The 18,841-nt window shown below is 50.6% G+C and carries 18 protein-coding genes and 1 pseudogene; 16 read left to right on the top strand and 3 right to left on the bottom strand.

From position 1 onward, the window contains the following. The 16 genes and pseudogenes from BLQ32_RS20020 to BLQ32_RS06630 all read left to right on the top strand — a co-directional run. Positions 1–261 (top strand): annotated as a pseudogene (locus BLQ32_RS20020) (group II intron reverse transcriptase/maturase); the annotation flags it as partial. 95 nt (positions 262–356) lie between these two features. Beyond that, a complete protein-coding gene (gene pyrR, locus BLQ32_RS06700; protein ID WP_036806854.1) occupies positions 357–896 on the top strand; it encodes a bifunctional pyr operon transcriptional regulator/uracil phosphoribosyltransferase PyrR in 540 nt (179 codons plus the stop codon). Between the two features lie 18 nt (positions 897–914). Next, the gene (locus tag BLQ32_RS06695) at positions 915–2,201 is read left to right on the top strand and encodes a solute carrier family 23 protein (protein ID WP_074509578.1); all 1,287 of its coding nucleotides are present in this window, start codon (positions 915–917) and stop codon (positions 2,199–2,201) included. A gap of 123 nt (positions 2,202–2,324) precedes the next feature. Beyond that, positions 2,325–3,194, top strand: coding sequence for an aspartate carbamoyltransferase catalytic subunit (locus BLQ32_RS06690; protein WP_074509576.1), 870 nt, complete (start codon positions 2,325–2,327; stop codon positions 3,192–3,194). Positions 3,195–3,196: 2 nt separating this feature from the next. Next, complete coding sequence (locus tag BLQ32_RS06685) at positions 3,197–4,474, top strand: dihydroorotase (RefSeq protein ID WP_074509574.1); 1,278 nt, start codon at positions 3,197–3,199, stop codon at positions 4,472–4,474. Beyond that, entirely contained in the window at positions 4,474–5,568 is a 1,095-nt protein-coding gene (locus BLQ32_RS06680; protein WP_236058674.1) for a carbamoyl phosphate synthase small subunit, read from the top strand. Before BLQ32_RS06685 ends, BLQ32_RS06680 begins: the two co-directional genes overlap by 1 nt. Next, positions 5,561–8,749: a carbamoyl-phosphate synthase large subunit gene (gene carB, locus BLQ32_RS06675; RefSeq protein WP_074509570.1), complete on the top strand. Its 3,189-nt coding sequence runs from the start codon at positions 5,561–5,563 to the stop codon at positions 8,747–8,749. Before BLQ32_RS06680 ends, carB begins: the two co-directional genes overlap by 8 nt. Beyond that, complete coding sequence (locus BLQ32_RS06670; protein WP_074509568.1) at positions 8,746–9,513, top strand: dihydroorotate dehydrogenase electron transfer subunit; 768 nt, start codon at positions 8,746–8,748, stop codon at positions 9,511–9,513. The genes carB and BLQ32_RS06670 overlap by 4 nt, the downstream gene beginning before the upstream one ends. Further along, on the top strand, positions 9,510–10,424 hold the full coding sequence (locus BLQ32_RS06665) for a dihydroorotate dehydrogenase (RefSeq protein ID WP_036806833.1): 915 nt from the start codon (positions 9,510–9,512) through the stop codon (positions 10,422–10,424). Before BLQ32_RS06670 ends, BLQ32_RS06665 begins: the two co-directional genes overlap by 4 nt. Further along, positions 10,421–11,107, top strand: coding sequence for an orotidine-5'-phosphate decarboxylase (pyrF, locus tag BLQ32_RS06660; RefSeq protein ID WP_074509566.1), 687 nt, complete (start codon positions 10,421–10,423; stop codon positions 11,105–11,107). The genes BLQ32_RS06665 and pyrF overlap by 4 nt, the downstream gene beginning before the upstream one ends. Then, the gene (gene pyrE / locus BLQ32_RS06655; RefSeq protein ID WP_074509564.1) at positions 11,107–11,730 is read left to right on the top strand and encodes an orotate phosphoribosyltransferase; all 624 of its coding nucleotides are present in this window, start codon (positions 11,107–11,109) and stop codon (positions 11,728–11,730) included. Before pyrF ends, pyrE begins: the two co-directional genes overlap by 1 nt. Before the next feature lie 239 nt (positions 11,731–11,969). Continuing rightward, positions 11,970–12,302 carry a PadR family transcriptional regulator gene (locus BLQ32_RS06650; protein ID WP_074509563.1) on the top strand — a complete coding sequence of 111 codons (333 nt, stop codon included), beginning with the start codon at positions 11,970–11,972 and terminating at the stop codon, positions 12,300–12,302. Then, positions 12,299–12,976: a DUF1129 family protein gene (locus tag BLQ32_RS06645; protein WP_074509561.1), complete on the top strand. Its 678-nt coding sequence runs from the start codon at positions 12,299–12,301 to the stop codon at positions 12,974–12,976. The genes BLQ32_RS06650 and BLQ32_RS06645 overlap by 4 nt, the downstream gene beginning before the upstream one ends. A 55-nt stretch (positions 12,977–13,031) precedes the next feature. Further along, positions 13,032–14,357, top strand: a complete 1,326-nt coding sequence (locus BLQ32_RS06640; RefSeq protein WP_074509560.1) for a D-serine ammonia-lyase — start codon at positions 13,032–13,034, stop codon at positions 14,355–14,357. A gap of 33 nt (positions 14,358–14,390) precedes the next feature. Next, entirely contained in the window at positions 14,391–14,687 is a 297-nt protein-coding gene (locus tag BLQ32_RS06635) for a hypothetical protein (RefSeq protein ID WP_074509559.1), read from the top strand. A gap of 172 nt (positions 14,688–14,859) precedes the next feature. Then, entirely contained in the window at positions 14,860–15,261 is a 402-nt protein-coding gene (locus tag BLQ32_RS06630) for a VOC family protein (RefSeq protein ID WP_036806816.1), read from the top strand. Positions 15,262–15,427: 166 nt separating this feature from the next. On the opposite strand, the gene BLQ32_RS06625 is transcribed toward BLQ32_RS06630, so the two are convergent. The 3 genes from BLQ32_RS06625 to BLQ32_RS06615 form a co-directional block, all read right to left on the bottom strand. After that, positions 15,428–16,105: an amino acid ABC transporter permease gene (locus BLQ32_RS06625; protein ID WP_053166425.1), complete on the bottom strand. Its 678-nt coding sequence runs from the start codon at positions 16,103–16,105 to the stop codon at positions 15,428–15,430. Between the two features lie 20 nt (positions 16,106–16,125). Continuing rightward, entirely contained in the window at positions 16,126–16,974 is an 849-nt protein-coding gene (locus BLQ32_RS06620) for a transporter substrate-binding domain-containing protein (RefSeq protein ID WP_074509557.1), read from the bottom strand. Between the two features lie 188 nt (positions 16,975–17,162). Continuing rightward, a complete protein-coding gene (locus tag BLQ32_RS06615; RefSeq protein WP_074509556.1) occupies positions 17,163–18,827 on the bottom strand; it encodes an Rqc2 family fibronectin-binding protein in 1,665 nt (554 codons plus the stop codon). Positions 18,828–18,841 lie beyond the last annotated feature (14 nt).

Below are 18,841 nucleotides of genomic sequence, written 5' to 3'. Positions count from 1 at the left end.
AAAGACCTCGAATCGTGGATTCGAAGAAGGCTCCGCATGTGCATATGGAAAGATTGGAAGAAGCCGAGTACGAAAGTGAGAAAACTCATCGGGTTGAGTATCCCGAAAGGGAAGGCTTATGAATGGGGCAACTCGCGAAAGAGCTACTGGCGAATTTCAAAAAGTCCCGTATTGCACAGAGCCCTCGGAAACTCCTACTGGAGTTCCCAAGGACTCAAAAGTCTGGTCGCACGTTATGAAACTTTGCGTCATCCATCTTAATTGAACCGCCGTATACCGAACGGTACGTACGGTGGTGTGAGAGGTCGGGAGTTAATCACTCCCTCCTACTCGATTTTGGAAAAGGAGTGGAATCCATGGTAGAAAAAGCAGGGATTTTGGATGAAAAAGCAATCACGCGGGCCATTACGCGAATCGCCCACGAAATCATCGAACGCAATAAAGGCATAGACGACTGCATCTTAGTCGGCATCAAGACAAGAGGAGCTTTCATTGCAAAGCGGCTCGCTGAAAAAATTGAACAGATCGAAGGCAAGCCGATTTTAAAAGGCGAACTGGATATTACGCTTTACCGCGACGATTTGAGCGTGAAAACGAAAAATCAGGAACCGCTTGTCCAGCAAGTGGATATTGAACACAATATTTCGGACAAGAAAGTGATTTTGGTAGATGATGTGCTGTACACGGGCAGAACGGTCAGAGCGGCAATGGATGCTGTGATGGACCTTGGCCGCCCGGCGCAGATTCAGCTTGCGGTGCTGGTTGACCGGGGCCACCGGGAATTACCGATCCGGGCGGATTTTGTCGGAAAGAACATTCCAACGTCAAGCAACGAACGCATTGTGGTGCAAATGGAAGAAAGCGACGGCAGCGACCGTGTAGCGATCCACGAATAGAAACGGAGAGAAGCAGCAATGAATGAAGCAGTATTGGATGTACAAGATCAACCGAAAACGGTCCAATGGATTTCATTGAGCCTTCAGCACATGTTCGCCATGTTCGGCGCAACGATTCTCGTTCCGAAACTGGTCGGCTTGAGCCCGGCGATTGCACTGCTGACAAGCGGCATCGCGACCATCATCTTTATCCTGATCACCCAGTTCAAAGTGCCGGCGTACCTCGGTTCGTCTTTCGCCTTTATCGTCCCAATCACCATTGCAACTGAAACAGGCGGCATCGGCTCAGCGATGATCGGCGCCATGTTTGTGTCACTCGTCTACGCCATTGTCGCACTCATCATCTGGAAAACCGGCTACCGCTGGCTGATGGAGCTTCTGCCGCCCATTGTGGTCGGACCGGTCATCATCGTTATCGGGCTGGCATTATCCGGAACAGCGGTTGATATGGCCATGAACATCACGGTCGACGGCGTGAGCCAATACAGCATGAAGCATTTCTCAGCCGCACTGGTCACGCTGGTTACCGCCATCATCTGCAATATCTACTTTAAAAATATTATTTCTTTGATGCCCATCCTGATCGGCATCATCGCAGGCTACATCTACTCGGCGGCAATCGGCATTATCGATTACACACCGATCGCCCAAGCGACCTGGTTCCAGGTGCCGGACTTCCTGATTCCCGGCATCGACTACAGCTTTACCGTCACGCCGACCTTGCTGTTCGTCATGGTACCGATTGCGATCGTGACGATTTCTGAACACATCGGCCACCAGCTGGTGCTCGGGAAAATTGTAGAACGCAATTACATAAAAGATCCCGGGCTTCACCGCTCGATTCTCGGCGACGGGCTCGGCACATTGGTTTCATCTTTCGTCGGCGGACCGCCAAAAACGACTTACGGGGAAAACATCGGCGTCCTGGCCATCACCCGGGTATACAGCGTCTACGTCATCATCGGAGCAGCCGTGTTCGCCATCGCCTTCTCGTTCTTCGGGAAACTGATGGCAGTCATTGAAACAATACCAACCGCGGTGCTCGGCGGCATTTCCATCCTGCTGTTCGGGATTATCGCTTCATCCGGCCTGCGCATGCTGGTCGACAACCGCATCAACTTTGGAGATAAACGCAACTTGGTCATCTCCTCTGTCATCCTGGTCATCGGAATCGGCGGAGCGAAAATCCAGTTCAGCGAGTCGTTCTCAATCGAAGGAATGGCGCTTGCAGCCATCATCGGCGTACTGTTAAACCTCGTCCTGCCAGGGCGCAACAAAGAAGAAATTGATCACGGAACTGCATAATCACCTTTTAATGAATGTCCAGAGAGGCATGGAAAGGGTCGAAGCAAGGGCGAACCATGCCTTTATTTCCTCACACCTTCCTGCTCTCAGGAAGGTGTTTTTTAATGAAAGGAAGGGATTCACTTGCCAAACGTACTGACAATGAACCACTTGAAAAACCGGACCATCATGAAATTGCTGAAACGGGCAGGAGAATTCGAACGCGGCGAACAGCATCCCATGACGGGAACGATTGTCAATCTGTTTTACGAGCCAAGTACACGGACCAAAATGAGCTTTGAAATGGCCGAACACCGCATGGGGCTAACCGTACTTCCATTTGAAACTGCCTTCTCAAGTGTCCAAAAAGGCGAAACTTTGTATGACACGGTCAAAACTTTCGAGTCGATCGGAGTGGACGGCATTGTCATCCGCCACGAAGAAGAAGCTTATTACGAAGAGCTGAAAGGCTGCAATGTCGCCATCATCAACGGTGGTGACGGCTCGGGTCAGCACCCGACGCAATCGCTGCTCGACTTGTACACGATCCACCAGGAGTTTGGCCGCTTTGAAGGCATCCACGTGACCATTGTCGGTGACATTGCCCATAGCCGGGTTGCCAAATCGAATGCAGCTGCCTTAAAGCAGCTAGGGGCTGAAGTATCGTTCGTCTGCCCGGAAGAATGGAGCGGCGGCTACGAAACCTCGCAGAACTTAGATGAATTGCTTCCGGATACGGACGTTGTCATGATGCTGCGCGTCCAGCACGAACGCCACGCGGTATCGGCTTTGTTCTCGAAAGAAAACTATCATAAACAATTCGGCTTGACGGTGGAGCGCGAGCGGAAGATGAAAGATACAGCCATCATCATGCATCCGGCACCCATCAATAGAGGCGTCGAGATTGCGGACAGCTTAGTGGAATGCGAACGCTCACGGATATTCAAACAAATGGCAAACGGCGTGTTTGTCCGGATGGCTGTACTGGAATATGCATTGAAAGGGAGAGATTGAGAATGGATTTGTTGATAAAAAACGTCAAGGTACTGGAAAACGGAGAAATGAACGCAAAAGATGTGCGGGTGGCACAAGGGAAGATCGAAGAAATCGGTACAGAATTATCTTCCAAAGGCGAAACCCAACTCGACGGCAAGGGCCGGATAATCGCACCAGGATTTGTAGACGTTCACGTGCATTTGCGTGAACCGGGCGGCGAGCAAAAAGAAACAATCGAAAGCGGGACGAAATCAGCTGCCAAAGGCGGCTACACAACCATCTGTGCGATGCCGAATACGCGGCCGGTGCCGGATACGAAAGAAAACCTGCAGCATGTCAACGCTTTGATTGAAAAAAATGCGCTTATCCGAGTTTTGCCGTATGCTTCCATCACCATCCGGGAAGCCGGGAAAGAACGCACGAATTTGCAGGAGTTAAAAGACAACGGCGCGTTCGCGTTCACTGATGACGGCGTCGGCATCCAGCAGGCAGGCATGATGTTTGAGACGATGCTGGACGCAGCCAAAATCGGCATGCCGGTCGTTGCCCATTGTGAAGACAACAGCCTGATCTACGACGGCGTTATGCACGAAGGAAAACGCAGTGCTGAACTTGGCTTGAAAGGCATTCCGTCGATTGCGGAATCGGTGCATATTGCACGCGACATTCTGCTCGCGGAAGCGGCAGGCGCCCATTATCACGTCTGCCACGTCTCCACGAAAGAATCCGTACGCGTCATCCGCGATGCGAAACGGGCAGGCGTGCATGTGACTGCCGAAGTGACGCCGCACCATTTGCTGCTGAGTGAAGACGATATTCCGGGAGACGACGCCAACTGGAAAATGAACCCGCCACTCCGGGCAAAAGAAGATTTAGAAGCGCTGCACGAAGGCTTGATGGACGGCACGCTCGACTTTATTGCCACCGACCATGCACCGCACACCATGGAAGAAAAGGCGAACGGCATGGACAAAGCGCCGTTTGGCATCGTCGGATTTGAAACAGCTTTTCCGCTGCTGTACACAAAGTTTGTGGAAACCGGCAAATGGACACTGCAGCAATTGATCGACTGGCTGACAGTCAAACCGAGCGAAACATTCGGCTTGCCGTACGGCACACTCGAAATCGGCCAAGCAGCAGACCTCGTGCTCTTGGACCTGGAAAAAGAACAGGGCATCAATGCCGATGAATTTTTATCAAAAGGAAAAAATACCCCATTCGGCGGCTGGAGCTGCAAAGGATGGCCGGCACTGACAATCTACGGCGGACAAATCGTATGGCAGGAGGAGACAAACTAATGAAACGTTATTTGATCTTAGAGGACGGTACAGTATTTGAAGGCACAGCATTCGGCAGCGACAGCGCCTCAGTCGGCGAAGTGGTTTTCAACACGAGCATGACCGGCTATCAGGAAATTTTATCGGATCCTTCTTACTGCGGACAGATTGTTACAATGACTTACCCATTAATCGGCAATTATGGCATCAACAGCGACGATTTTGAATCGATCGAGCCGGCTGTAAAAGGCATGGTCGTCCGGGAAATGGCGGAATACCCATCGAACTTCCGCTGCAACACCACACTCGATGAGTTGTTCCGCACAAAAAACATTCCAGGAATCGCAGAAATCGATACGCGCAAACTGACGCGGCTGATCCGCTCGAAAGGGTCCATCAAAGGCGTCTTGACGGCAGCCGGCGAAGAAGTGAATGTAGCGGAAGTGGTGGCGGAACTGCAAGGGACGCAATTGCCGCATAACCAAGTGGCGCAAGTGTCCACAGCCCGCCCTTATCCAAGCCCGGGACGCGGCAAACGGGTAGTGCTGATCGACTACGGCATGAAGCACGGCATTTTGCGTGAACTGAACAAACGTGACTGCGACGTAATCGTCGTGCCTTACAACACGACAGCACAGGAGATTCTTGCCTGGGGGCCGGACGGCATCATGCTGTCAAACGGACCGGGAGACCCGAAAGACGTCGAAGAGTGCGTGGCTGTGGTCCGTGAACTGCTTGGCCAAGTGCCGCTGTTCGGCATTTGCCTCGGGCACCAGTTGTTTGCACGGGCATGCGGCGCCGGGACATTCAAACTGAAATTCGGCCACCGTGGCGGCAACCATCCGGTAAAAGATTTGACGACCGGAAGAGTGGAAATCACGTCTCAGAACCACGGTTACGCCGTGGATGAAGAAACCTTGAAAGGCACCCGCCTGAAAGTGACGCATCGAGCCATCAATGACGGCACAAACGAAGGGTTGGCCCATCTGGACTACCCAGCATTCACCGTTCAATACCATCCGGAATCATCGCCAGGACCGGAAGATTCCAATTACCTGTTTGACCGTTTTATCGACATCATGAGCGCAACTCGAAAGGAGCAGCAATATGCCTAAAAGACAAGATATCCAAAGCATCCTCGTAATCGGATCCGGTCCCATCGTGATCGGACAAGCTGCAGAATTTGACTATGCCGGAACACAAGCCTGCCTGGCACTTAAAGAAGAAGGCTACCGCGTTATTCTGATCAACTCCAACCCGGCAACGATCATGACCGATACTGAAATCGCCGATAAAGTGTATATCGAACCGATTACGCTGGATTTTGTCAGCCGCATTCTCCGGAAAGAACGTCCGGATGCGCTGCTTCCGACGCTTGGCGGACAGACGGGGCTCAATATGGCCATCGAATTGGACGAGTCCGGAATTCTCGATGAACTGAACATCGAAATCTTGGGGACGAAACTGGAAGCAATCCATAAAGCGGAAGACCGCGACTTGTTCCGCACCTTGATGAACGAACTGGGCGAACCGGTTCCGGATTCAGACATCATCCACAATCTTGAGGAAGCGAAAACCTTCGTTGAACGCGTCGGCTTCCCGGTGATTGTCCGTCCGGCGTTCACGCTTGGCGGAACAGGCGGCGGCATCTGCCACACACAGGAGGAACTGCAGGAAATCGTCACAAGCGGCTTGAAATACAGCCCCGTCACACAGTGTTTGCTCGAGAAATCGATTGCCGGCATGAAAGAAATTGAATACGAAGTGATGCGCGACGCCAACGACACGGCCATTGTCGTCTGCAACATGGAAAACATCGACCCGGTCGGCATCCATACCGGCGATTCAATTGTCGTAGCGCCGAGCCAGACTTTGTCGGACCGTGAATACCAGATGCTGCGCAATGTTTCACTGAAAATCATCCGGGCACTGAAAATCGAAGGCGGCTGCAACGTCCAGCTGGCACTCGATCCATACAGCTTTCAGTACTACATCATCGAAGTAAACCCGCGCGTCAGCCGATCCTCGGCGTTGGCTTCGAAAGCGACGGGCTATCCGATTGCCAAGCTCGCGGCAAAAATTGCGGTCGGCTTGACGCTTGATGAAATGATCAACCCGGTAACAGGGCGCACGTATGCCTCGTTCGAACCTGCACTCGATTATGTAGTAGCAAAAATCCCGCGCTGGCCGTTCGATAAATTCGAATCCGCAAAACGCAACTTGGGTACGCAAATGAAAGCAACCGGGGAAGTTATGGCGATGGGCCGCTCATTTGAAGAGGCGATTCTAAAAGCCGTCCGCTCGCTTGAAACCGGGCAATTCCACCTAGCGCTGAAAAATGCAGACGCCATGTGCGATGAATGGATCCAAAAACGGATTTGCCGTGCAGGCGATGAGCGCTTGTTCTTTATCGGAGAAGCCCTTCGACGCGGCGTGGCAATCGAAACGATCCACAGCTGGAGCCAGATCGACTTGTTCTTCTTGAAAAAATTCGAAAATATCGTCCAGTTTGAGAACGTGCTGAAAGAAAACCGCTTTGACTTTGCGGCAGCGAAAAAAGCGAAGCGGATGGGCTTTGCGGATATCACAATTGCCAAGCTCTGGGAAACCACTGCACAGGAAGTCTACAACTGGCGCAAAGAACAGAAATTGATGCCAGTCTACAAAATGGTTGATACGTGCGCTGCGGAATTCGAATCGGAAACGCCGTATTTCTACGGCACTTACGAAGATGAAAACGAATCGATCCGGACCGACAAAGAAAGCATCATCGTCTTGGGGTCAGGCCCGATCCGCATCGGCCAAGGCGTCGAATTCGATTATGCTACGGTCCATTCTGTTTGGGCCATCAAAGAAGCAGGATACGAAGCGATCATCATCAACAACAACCCGGAAACGGTTTCCACCGACTTCTCCATATCGGATAAATTGTACTTCGAGCCGCTGACGGTTGAAGACGTCATGCACATCATTGAAATCGAACAGCCAAAAGGCGTGGTCGTGCAGTTTGGCGGCCAAACGGCCATCAATTTGGCAGACAAGCTGGAACAAAACGGCGTGAAAATTCTCGGTACGTCTCTGGAAGACCTGGACCGTGCGGAAAACCGCAATAAATTCGAAGCGGCCCTGCATGAAATCGGCATTCCGCAGCCGCTCGGCAAAACAGCGGTTTCGGCGCAAGAAGCGGTGGTCATCGCTTCAGACATCGGCTATCCGGTACTTGTCCGCCCGTCCTACGTCCTCGGAGGGCGCGCCATGGAAATCGTCTACAACGAAAAGGACCTGCGCCATTACATGGAGCATGCCGTGGAAGCGAGCCCGGAACATCCGGTGCTGGTGGACCGTTACTTGACGGGAATCGAAATCGAAGTCGACGCCATTTCGGACGGCGAAAATGTCTTGATTCCCGGAATCATGGAACATATCGAACGTGCCGGCGTCCATTCGGGCGATTCGATTGCGGTTTATCCGACGCAAAACATCTCTCAGGAACTGCTGGACACTTTGGTCGATTACACGACCCGCCTGGCAAAAGGCTTGAACATTGTCGGCTTGTTGAACATCCAGTACGTCATTTCCAAAGGCGAAGTGTTTGTTATCGAAGTGAACCCGCGCTCGAGCCGGACGGTGCCGTTCATGAGCAAGATTACCGCCATCCCGATGGCCAATATCGCGATGAAGGCGATTCTCGGCCACAGCATCACGCAACAGGGCTTCACCCCGGGGCTTGCGCCGCTTTCAAAAGGGGTCTATGTGAAAGTGCCGGTGTTCTCATTTGCGAAATTGCGCCGCGTCGACATCACGCTTGGGCCGGAGATGAAATCGACAGGCGAAGTGATGGGGAAAGACTCCACGCTTGAAAAAGCCTTGTACAAAGGGCTTGTAGCAGCCGGCATGGAAATCAAAGACCACGGTTCCGTGCTGATGACGATTTCGGATAAAGACAAAACGGAAGCGGTCGGTTTGGCGAGACGCTTCACGGCAATCGGCTACCACATCCTCGCGACCGAAGGAACTGCAAAATCGCTGGAACAGGCAGGCATCCGCGTGACAACGATCGGCAAGATCGGTTCAGAAGGCAAGACCTTGATCGATGTGATCCAAAACGGCGATGCCCAGCTGGTCATCAACACCTTGACGCGAGGCAAACAGCCGGAGCGGGACGGGTTCCGCATCCGCCGCGAATCGGTGGAAAACGGTGTGCCGTGCTTGACGTCGCTCGACACAGCAGAAGCGATGCTGCGCGTCATCGAATCGATGACCTTCTCGGCAGAAGAAATGGGAGCTGGCGTATGATCAAACAAGAGCGAATGGTTGTCACCAACCAACAGGAAATTGCCCATCATATTTTCGAATTGACGGTGCAAGGCGGATTGACCGGGGAAATGAAAGCCCCGGGGCAGTTTGTCCACGTGCGGGTAGCGGACAGCTTTGAACCGCTGCTGCGCCGTCCGATTTCGGTGGCTTCGATTGATTTTGAAAGCAATCAATTCACCATGATCTACCGGGCAGAAGGCAGAGGAACCACTTTGCTGTCCGAGAAAAAAGCCGGCGATACTGTCGATATTCTCGGGCCGCTCGGCAACGGCTTCCCGGTGGAACAAGCCAAACAGAAAGCCTACTTGATTGGCGGAGGCATCGGGGTTCCGCCGCTTTATGAACTGGCGAAAGAGCTGAACGCAAAAGGCATCGAAACGGTTCATATCCTCGGCTTTGAAAGCAAAGGAGCAGTGTTCTATGAAGACAAATTCCGTGCACTCGGAGATACGCATATTGCAACCGTCGACGGCTCTCACGGCACGCAGGGGTTTGTCACCCATATTTTAAATGAGCTGCCGAAAGATTTTGATACGTATTACAGCTGCGGACCGACGCCGATGCTTGAAGCGGTGCAGTGGGCGTATCCGGAAAAACAGGGCTTCCTGTCCTACGAACAGCGCATGGGCTGCGGCATCGGTGCTTGCTTCGCCTGTGTTTGCCGGACAACAAAAAGTGAAACGGATTACATCAAAGTATGTTCGGATGGACCGGTATTTCCAGCGGGGGTAGTGATTTCATGACAAACTTAAACGTACAACTTCCAGGGCTCAACTTGAAAAACCCGATCATGCCGGCTTCCGGCTGCTTCGGTTTCGGCAAGGAATATTCGCAGCTTTACGATTTATCCGCGCTCGGCGCCATCATGATCAAAGCGACGACGGTCGAAACACGCCTCGGAAACCCGACGCCGCGTGTTGCCGAAACAGCTTCCGGCATGCTGAACGCCATCGGCCTCCAGAACCCGGGGCTTCAAAAAGTGCTCGGCGAAGAACTGCCACGTCTGGAGCAATACGACGTGCCGATCATCGCAAACGTCGCCGGCACCACAACGGAAGATTATGTGGAAGTGGCAAAAGCGATTTCCGAGTCTCCGAATGTCCATGCACTGGAAATCAATATTTCCTGCCCGAACGTCAAGCAAGGCGGCATCACGTTTGGCACGGACCCAGACATTGCAAGGGAATTGACGCGCGCTGTCAAAGACGTGTCTTCGGTCCCGGTTTACATCAAATTATCCCCGAACGTCACCGATATCGTCTCGATTGCCAAAGCGGTGGAAGAAGGCGGCGCGGATGGCATCACGATGATCAATACGCTGCTTGGCATGCGCCTCGATGCCAAAACCGGGCGCCCGGTCATTGCCAATATCACAGGCGGCTTGTCTGGCCCAGCAGTCAAACCGGTTGCCTTGCGCATGGTGTATGAAGTGCGTAAGCAAACCGATTTGCCGATCATTGGAATGGGCGGTGTGGCAGATGTCAACGATGTCATCGACTTCCTGTCAGCCGGCGCGAATGCTGTAGCAGTCGGAACGGCGAACTTTGTCAATCCGTTCGTCTGTCCGGAAATCATCGGCCAGCTGCCGGAAAGATTGCACGAACTCGGATATGAATCCATAGAAGAACTTGTCGGAAGGAGCCACCGTCTGTGAATAAACCCATCATCGCCTTAGACTTTTCATCGAAACAACAAGTAGAGGACTTCCTGTCAAAGATTGACGAACCGCTTTTTGTCAAAGTGGGCATGGAGCTTTTTTATCAGGAAGGGCCGGAACTGGTGCGCAGCATCAAAAAGATGGGCCATCAGATTTTCCTGGACCTGAAATTGCACGACATCCCGAATACGGTGGAAGCGGCAATGAGAGGCTTGGCAAAATTGGGGGTGGACTTGACGAATGTCCACGCGGCAGGCGGCTTTGACATGATGCAGGCGGCTAAACGAGGGCTTGCAGGCAGCGACACGAAGCTGATTGCGGTCACCCAACTGACGTCGACTGACGAAAACCAGATGCACGAAGACCAGCTTATTTACGTCAGCCTGGAAGAATCGGTGCTGCATTACGCCAAGCAGGCTAAACGGGCTGGCCTCGACGGTGTGGTCTGTTCGGTATTGGAAGCAAGCGGCATCAAAGATGCATGCGGCGAAGAATTTTTGAAAGTCACACCGGGCATCCGCTTGGCAGACGGCGCAGCGGATGACCAGAAACGGGTCGCAACGCCCGCGAAGGCGCGTGTGCAGGGCTCGACGCATATCGTTGTCGGACGTGCCATTACGAAATCGCCTGATCCGGCGGCAAGCTACCGCCAAATCAAAAACGAATGGAGCGGCCAATGATGAAACAGCATATCGCAAGACAATTACTCAATATCGGTGCAGTCGAACTGCGCCCACAAGATCCGTTCACCTGGGCATCGGGCATCAAATCCCCGATTTACTGCGACAACCGCTTGACGATGTCGTACCCTGCGGTTCGGAAAGAGATCGCCAAAGGATTGGCCGGGTTGATCCAGGAATCCTATCCGGACTGTGAAGTGGTGGCAGGAACGGCAACCGCCGGCATTCCGCATGCTGCCTGGGTCAGTGATCTGCTGGACTTGCCGATGGTCTACGTCCGTTCGAAAGCGAAAGAACACGGCCAGGGCAATATGATTGAAGGCAAAGTCGAACCCGGCAAAAAAGTCGTGGTCGTGGAAGATTTGATCTCCAAAGGCGGCTCCGTCCTGCAGGCCGCAGAAGGCTTAAAAGCAGCCGGCTTTGATGTGCTCGGCATCGTCGCAATTTTTACATACGATTTGCCGCAGTCGATCCAAGCGATTACCGGCGCCGGCTTTACATTCCATACGCTGACCAATTTCCCTGCGCTGGTCGAAGAAGCGGTGGAAATGAAAGCCATTTCAGAAGAAGATTTGCCGATGCTCGCCGATTGGCACGAAAGTTTGAAAGCCGGAACCCTCTAAAGCTGACCTCTGGGTCGGCTTTTTTAATTGCGGACAGTAAAAGGGCATTTTCGGACAGTATGTGGGGAATAGCGGACAGTATTTGCTTCCGCACGAACAATAAATAAAAAATCTCAACATATCCGTTGACAATTTTCTGAAAATAAAATACGATATAAGCAACTACTTGGCTACGCAAGGTAGCTATTTTTTAACCTTGGTATCTTGTTTTACCAAGTACCGTAAAGGAGGACAATCATATGGCGAGCAGAAGCCAATTATTGAAAGGGGTACTGGATGCCTGCGTCATGGCGGTAGTAGAAGCGGAACCGGTTTATGGCTACGAATTGTCGCAGAAGCTGCAGCAGATTGGGCTGCCGGACATCAGCGATGGCACCATTTATCCGGTATTGCTCCGGCTTCAGAAAAACGGCTTTATCAAAGGGGAAATGCGGCCTTCCGCATCCGGGCCGAACCGCAAGTATTATTTTTTGACCGACAGCGGCAAAAAAGAGCTTGAAGAAATTTCAGAAGAGTGGCGCCAGATTGCAGCACCAGTCAGTGAATTATTGAAAAGGAGTGGAACACAATGAGGATGACCGATGAATTGATTGAACAGAACAACAACAAGCGGGAAGACTTAAATGAGGAAAATTTGGCGGTTTACGAGGATTTCCTGGTGTATGTCCGGACCGACCTGCGGATTGACGAACATGCCAGTGAAGAAGTGCTCATGGATTTGCTTGACCATTTGCTCGAAGGACAGCAATACGGGAAGTCGGCGGCTGAAGTTTTTGGCAGCAATCCAAAAGCCTATGCCGATGAACTGATTGAAAATTTGCCGCGTGAGAAAAAGCGCAGTTCCGCCTTATTCGCCATCTCGCAAGTAGCGGGATTGGCCGGCTGGTTCAGCTTGACCTATGGGATTGTCAATGTGCTGCTTTCTTTGTTCAAACCGGTTGAGACCGATGTATCGCTTGGCCATTTGCTCAGCTTGTTGGTCGTTATTATGGGAATTGGTTTTGTCGGTGTGGTGCTGTTTTTCAAAATCATCCGCTCGACGTTGTTCAAGGCGAAGAAAAAACCGCTCGGCGGCTATGTGAAAGCAGGCTTGGCCGGCGCAGGAGCGTTTGCTGTGATGATGCTCGCCATCATCCTGATTCCGGAATTCGGTCCTGTGATTTCGATCGAATGGTGGATGTATACAATCGGAGGGCTTCTGCTTCTCGCAGCTTCGAAAATAATCAGCAGTTTTTCGAGAAAATGATCGGTTTCGTGTATGATGGAGCAAAGACCATTTTTTGGCGAAAGGGATGAAATCGATGCAAAGTCAGCAGAAAATCAATGAATGGAAGCAGCAATACCCCTTATTGCAGGACATCATCTCTTTAAAACCGGTGATTTGGCAAAATCCCAAATTAACCGGTATGGAGGAACTTCCCGAACTTCCGGTTTCTCTGGGGGATATGGAACAGGCAGAATTGCTATGGCAGCGGTTTGCCCCTTATTTGGCCAAAGAATTTCCGGACGCGGAGCCGTCTGACGGCATCATTGAGTCACCGGTCCGCAAAATTCCGGAAATGCAGGAAGCGCTGAATGCTTATTACCACACTGAAGTCCAAGGGGCGCTTTACTTGAAATGCGACAACGAGCTGCCGATTGCAGGATCCGTCAAAGCACGGGGCGGCGTTTATGAAGTGCTGTACCATGCCGAGCAATTGGCGATGAAAGAAGGGCTCCTGAAGGAAGAAGACAGTTACGAGTTGTTTTCAAAACCGGCGTTCAAACAATTTTTCAGCAATTACTCGATCGGCGTCGGATCTACCGGAAACCTTGGGCTCAGCATTGGAATTGTCGGTGCACGGCTCGGCTTCAAGACTTCCGTTTATATGTCAGCGGATGCCAAGCAGTGGAAGAAAGATTTGTTGCGTGCAAACGGGGCCATCGTCCACGAATGTGCCGGCGATTTCAGCGAAGCGGTGTCGCTTGGCAGGGCACAGACCGAAACGGATGCCAATGCGTATTTTGTCGATGATGAGAAATCAAAGCATTTGTTCCTTGGCTACAGCGTGGCAGCGTTCCGTTTGAAAAAGCAGCTCGAAGAAGCACAGATTACAGTCGATGCAAGCCATCCGTTATTCGTCTACTTGCCATGCGGCGTTGGCGGTGCACCAGGCGGCATCACATTCGGCTTGAAGCAAGTTTTCGGTGATGCCGTCCATTGCTTTTTCGTGGAACCGACCCATTCACCTGCGGTCTTGATTGGCTTATTGACCGGCGAAAAAGACAAAGTAAGCGTCCAGGACTTCGGCATTGATAACCGGACAGAAGCGGACGGCCTGGCAGTTGGACGGCCATCGAGCTTTGCCTCTGTAACCAGCGAAAAGCTGGTCAGCGGCATTTACACTTTGGAAGATGATGAACTGTTCAAGCTGCTGGCACTGCTTGGGGACACAGAAGGCATTTTTGTCGAACCTTCTGCTACTGCTGGATTGATTGGGCCGGGGCAAGTAATGGAAACTTCTTATTTGGAAGATCGCGGCTTAAAGGAAGGGAATGCCACCCATCTTGTCTGGGCAACCGGCGGAGCTTTTGTTCCTCAGGCAGACAGGGACCGTTTTTACCAAAAAGGCAAAGCGCTGCTGTAAGCAAAGTATTTTCAGCAAGAAGGGGTGCTTGAAATGGATTTATCGTGGATTCTCGTCATAGCTGGCGCAATTTTTGCGGCAATTTATCTGGTTTATGGGATGATGGACAGCCGCTTGAAAGCGATGGAAAAACAATTGGCTGACATGCAGAAAACCATTGCAGCCATCAACAGCGGAGAACCGTTGAAGGAGCCGCCTGTCAATGAGGGGCTGCGGCAATTAGTGCAGAATGGAAAAGATGTAGAGGCTATCAAAATGGCACGTGAACATTTGGGATTGTCCTTATTGGAAGCTAAAAGATTCGTTGATTCGCTCAACGGCAGCAAGTAACAGATTGAAATCCTGTCTCCTGTAAAGGGGCGGGATTTTTCTGTAAATAAAGGGAAATCCGTAATGAAACCTGTCCCTGAACAGAACAGAATTTCTACGCATAAGTGAAGGAATTAAAGAAACTATACCGAATACTTAGGTTAGTAAATTTTAGCAGAAAGGAGGGGACAAAATGGGTTTGCAGGTAAAAGAGATTTATGTCAACTTGCCGGTCAAAGATTTAGAAAAATCGAAGGGCTTTTTCAACAGCCTCGGCTTTGAATTCCATCCGGAAATGACGGATGAAAAAGGTGCTTGCATGATTGCCGGAGAAAATATTTTTGTCATGCTGCTGACGGAACCATTTTTTAAGACATTTACGAAAAAAGAGCTGACGGACGCAACAAGCAATACCGAAGTGATAACAGCGATTTCAGCAGACAGCCGTGAAGCGGTCGATGAAATGGTCAATAAAGCGCTTGCTGCAGGCGGTAAAGCGTCAAACGACAAGATGGACGATGAATATATGTACGGCTGGAGTTTCCAGGACCTGGACGGCCATTTGTGGGAAGTCATGTACATGGAACAAAGTTGAATGTGCATTGAAAAAGCCAAGAGCTGCTCCTAGAAAAAGCAGCCACTTGGCTTTTTTAAATTAGTTACTCCTTTATAACGCAAAATTTCATTCTTCCAGTACGCGAACCATGAAAGCATAAATTCCATAAAAAAAGACTTCCGTTTTGGAAGTCTTTTCTCATCTGTTATAAATAATCCGCATACCGTTTTTCCAAATAATTCTGCAGGACCGTCATGACAGAACAAATCGCCCAGTAAATTAGCGACACCAAAATCAGCAGCGTCAGCAAATCGTATTCACGGGCGCCGACAACACGTGCTTTTTGGAACACTTCCGGCACGGTGATCATGGCAGCGAGGGAAGACGCTTTGATCAAATCCAGGTAGATATTTGAAAGCGGCGGTACGGCAATGCGGACTGACTGCGGCAAAATGATGCGCCGCATCGATTGCCAATACGTCAGGCCGAGTGCAGTGGAAGATTCCCATTGCCCTTTGTCGACAGAAGAAAGTGAAGAACGGAACACTTCGGCCACATAAGCGGCACAGTTGATGGTAAAGCCGATCAGCGCCGCCTGCAATGCGGTAAATTCAATACCGATGACTGGCAGGGCAAAATACAGCAAAAATAAGATGACCAAGATTGGCACACCTCTCATAAAAGAGATATACAGGCGTGCCGGCCATTGAAGTACGACAAGTTTAGACGTACGCGCGAGTGCCAGGAAAAAGCCGATGAACAAGGCAAGCACCATGCTGACTATGGAGATGAGCAGGGTGTACCAAATGCCTTCCAATACATATGGAAGAGACTCTATAGCCAGTTGAGGGTCAAAGAGCAGCCCCCATTCGATATCACTCATAAAAAAACCCCCAAAATTACTTACTCGATATCCGGTTTTACAGAAACGTCAGCCCCACCGAAAAACTCAGTAGAGATTTCAGAAATCGTCCCGTCTTGCAGCATTTCTTCCAAGACTTTGTTAACGTTTTCAGCAAGTTCCTTATTGTCTTTATTCATCACAAGGCCGACTTCAGAAGGTGCATATTTAATATCCGGATGAATGGTAATATTCAGTTCCGGGAATGCTGCAACCCCGAAAGTGGATAAATAATAATCATTCAAAATCACATCCGTGCGCCCGATGGATACATCGCGCAAGTAAACCTCATTTGTTGCGTTGTCATAAGTCACTTCTTCAGCGCCGTAGCTGCGGGCGATTTCCATATAAATCGAAGTAGATGCGCCAGCGGCTTTTTTGCCTTTCAAATCTTCCAAAGTTTTAATGCCCGATAAATCGTCTTTTCGGACAACGGCTGTTCCGTAGGAATACTTGATCGGCGTCGAGAAGATGAAGTTGTCCAGTCGGTCTTCTGTGATTTCAATGTCATTGGCAGCAATGTCAATTTGGCCGGTGTTGACGCTGGTCAGCATTTCATCAAAGCCCAGTTCTTTGAATTCGATGTCGAGGTCAAGCCGTTTGCCAAGTTCACGCACGACTTCCACTTCAAAGCCAGTCAATTCATCGGATTCAGAATCCCGGAAAGACGTTGCAAGAAGCGTGCCGGATGTGGCGACCGTCATGGAACCTTGTTCCTGGATTTCATCCCAAGCCGTCTTGGTTTCAGCAGGTTCTGCTGTTTCGCTGCTATTGCCGCAGCCGGCTAATAAAATCATTGATGCTGCACCCATAGCCAGGAGCCATTTTGGTTTGTTAGAAACTGTCATCATTATGTACAACCTCCTAAAAGTTAAGTCCTTTAAAAAGATAGCATTTAGTTTGAATTCAAGCAATCTAATACTTTTTAAAGATATTATTATTATGTAAACAAATTGGGGTAGAAAGCGTATTTAAACCATTGCCGAGCGTATTCTAAAGAAAAAACGGGCAAGCCCGTAGACTTCCCCGTCAAACTTCATTATTTCTTTAATTTGATGACCAAGTCTTCATCCGGCGTGACAAACACGGTTTTCTGTTCAAAGTAAATGACAAAACCGGGTTTCGCACCGTTCGGTTTTTTCACTTGGCGGACTTCGGTATAGTCGACCGGCACGGAACTTGATTCGCGCGCTTTGCTGAAATAGGCCGCAATCGTCGCGGCTTCCATAATTGTGGTTTCATCCGGATCGTTGGAATGGATAATGACGTGGGAGCCGGGAATGTCTTTTGTGTGCAGCCAGGTGTCGGATTTCGAAGCGACTTTAAACGTCACATAATCGTTTTGCTTGTTGTTTTTGCCAACGGAAATCGGCACGCCGGTGCTTGATACATACGGTTCAACAGACGGTTTGGTCGGTTTTTTCTTTTTCTTCGATTTCTGGGCTTTCATAAAGCCTTGTTCCGCCAGTTCTTCGCGGATTTCTTCGATGTCGGAGAGGCCGGCTTGCTGGACTTGCTGCATGAGCGTTTCAAAATACGCAATGTCTTCTTCGGTCTTTTCAATCTGTTCCTGTGTTTTGACTAAAGCCGTTTTCGCTTTCTGGTAGCGGGAATAGTATTTTTGCGAGTTCTCAATCGGCGTTTTACGCGGGTCGAGGGCAATCGTCACTTTTTCATCGTTGTAGTAATTGTCGACTTCGATTTCTTTCGTCCCTTTTGTGATGCGGTGGATGTTCGCCATGATCAATTCGCCGTTCAATTGCAGCTGGTCGCGCTTTTCTGCCTGGTCCTGCTCTTTTTTCAATTTTTTCAGCTTCAGCTTCAGTTTGGCGATTTCGTTTTGCAGCCAGCGTTCCAAGTCGCCGGCTTGCTGCTTGACGCGGTCACGCTCAGCTTTGGCATAGTACATGCGGTCCAGCAGTTCGCCAAGCGTCGGGAAAATCATGTCAGCTTCGCCGATATGCGTCAATGGAGTTGCCGAGAATGAACTTTTGCCATCGAGTTCAATGTAATGGCCCGACGGCTGCTCTTTTGAAAAGTCGGCCAGGAACTGTTCAGCGATTTCTTGGCTGTTTTCTCCTTGTGCCATGCGGTGATGGAGTTCGCGTGCATTCAGCGGCGAGAATCCTGAAAAGGTGCTGACCAATTCTTTTTCCGTCAGGCCGGCCAGTTCACCAGGCGCTGAAAAAGGATCTTTCTTTTCCTGGGAAGGCGGGAAGACATAAGGCTGCCCCGGCAGCACCGTCCGGAACGAATTGACGCTCGGCGGCAAATGCTTCAGGCTGTCGAGGATCATATTCCGTTCGGAATCGACGAGGATGATGTTCGAATGGCGCCCCATGATTTCGACATGCAGCTCGCGTTCAATATCGTCGCCGATTTCATTTTTGCCTCTGATTTTCAGAATAACCAAGCGGTCCATTTCGTGCTGGATGACGTCCGTGATCACGCCGCCTTCAATATGCTTGCGCAGCAGCATGCAAAACATCGGCGGCTCCGATGGATTGACGTTCGCCATCGCCGTCAAATGGATGCGTGAATAGGACGGGTGAATGGAAATCAATAATTTATGGTTCTTGCCTTGTGCACGAATTTGCAGCAGCAGTTCTAGCTGATTGGGCTGATGAACTTTTGAAATTCTGCCTGACACGAGCCCTTGAAGCTCACGCGTCATTGCTTTTGTAAATAATCCATCAAATGCCATTAAAAATCCCTCTT

Source organism: Planococcus glaciei, assembly GCF_900099655.1.
Lineage (GTDB): Bacteria > Bacillota > Bacilli > Bacillales_A > Planococcaceae > Planococcus > Planococcus glaciei.
The sequence above is the reverse complement of the archived record's forward strand: the minus strand, read 5'-3'. Positions and strand labels throughout refer to the sequence as shown.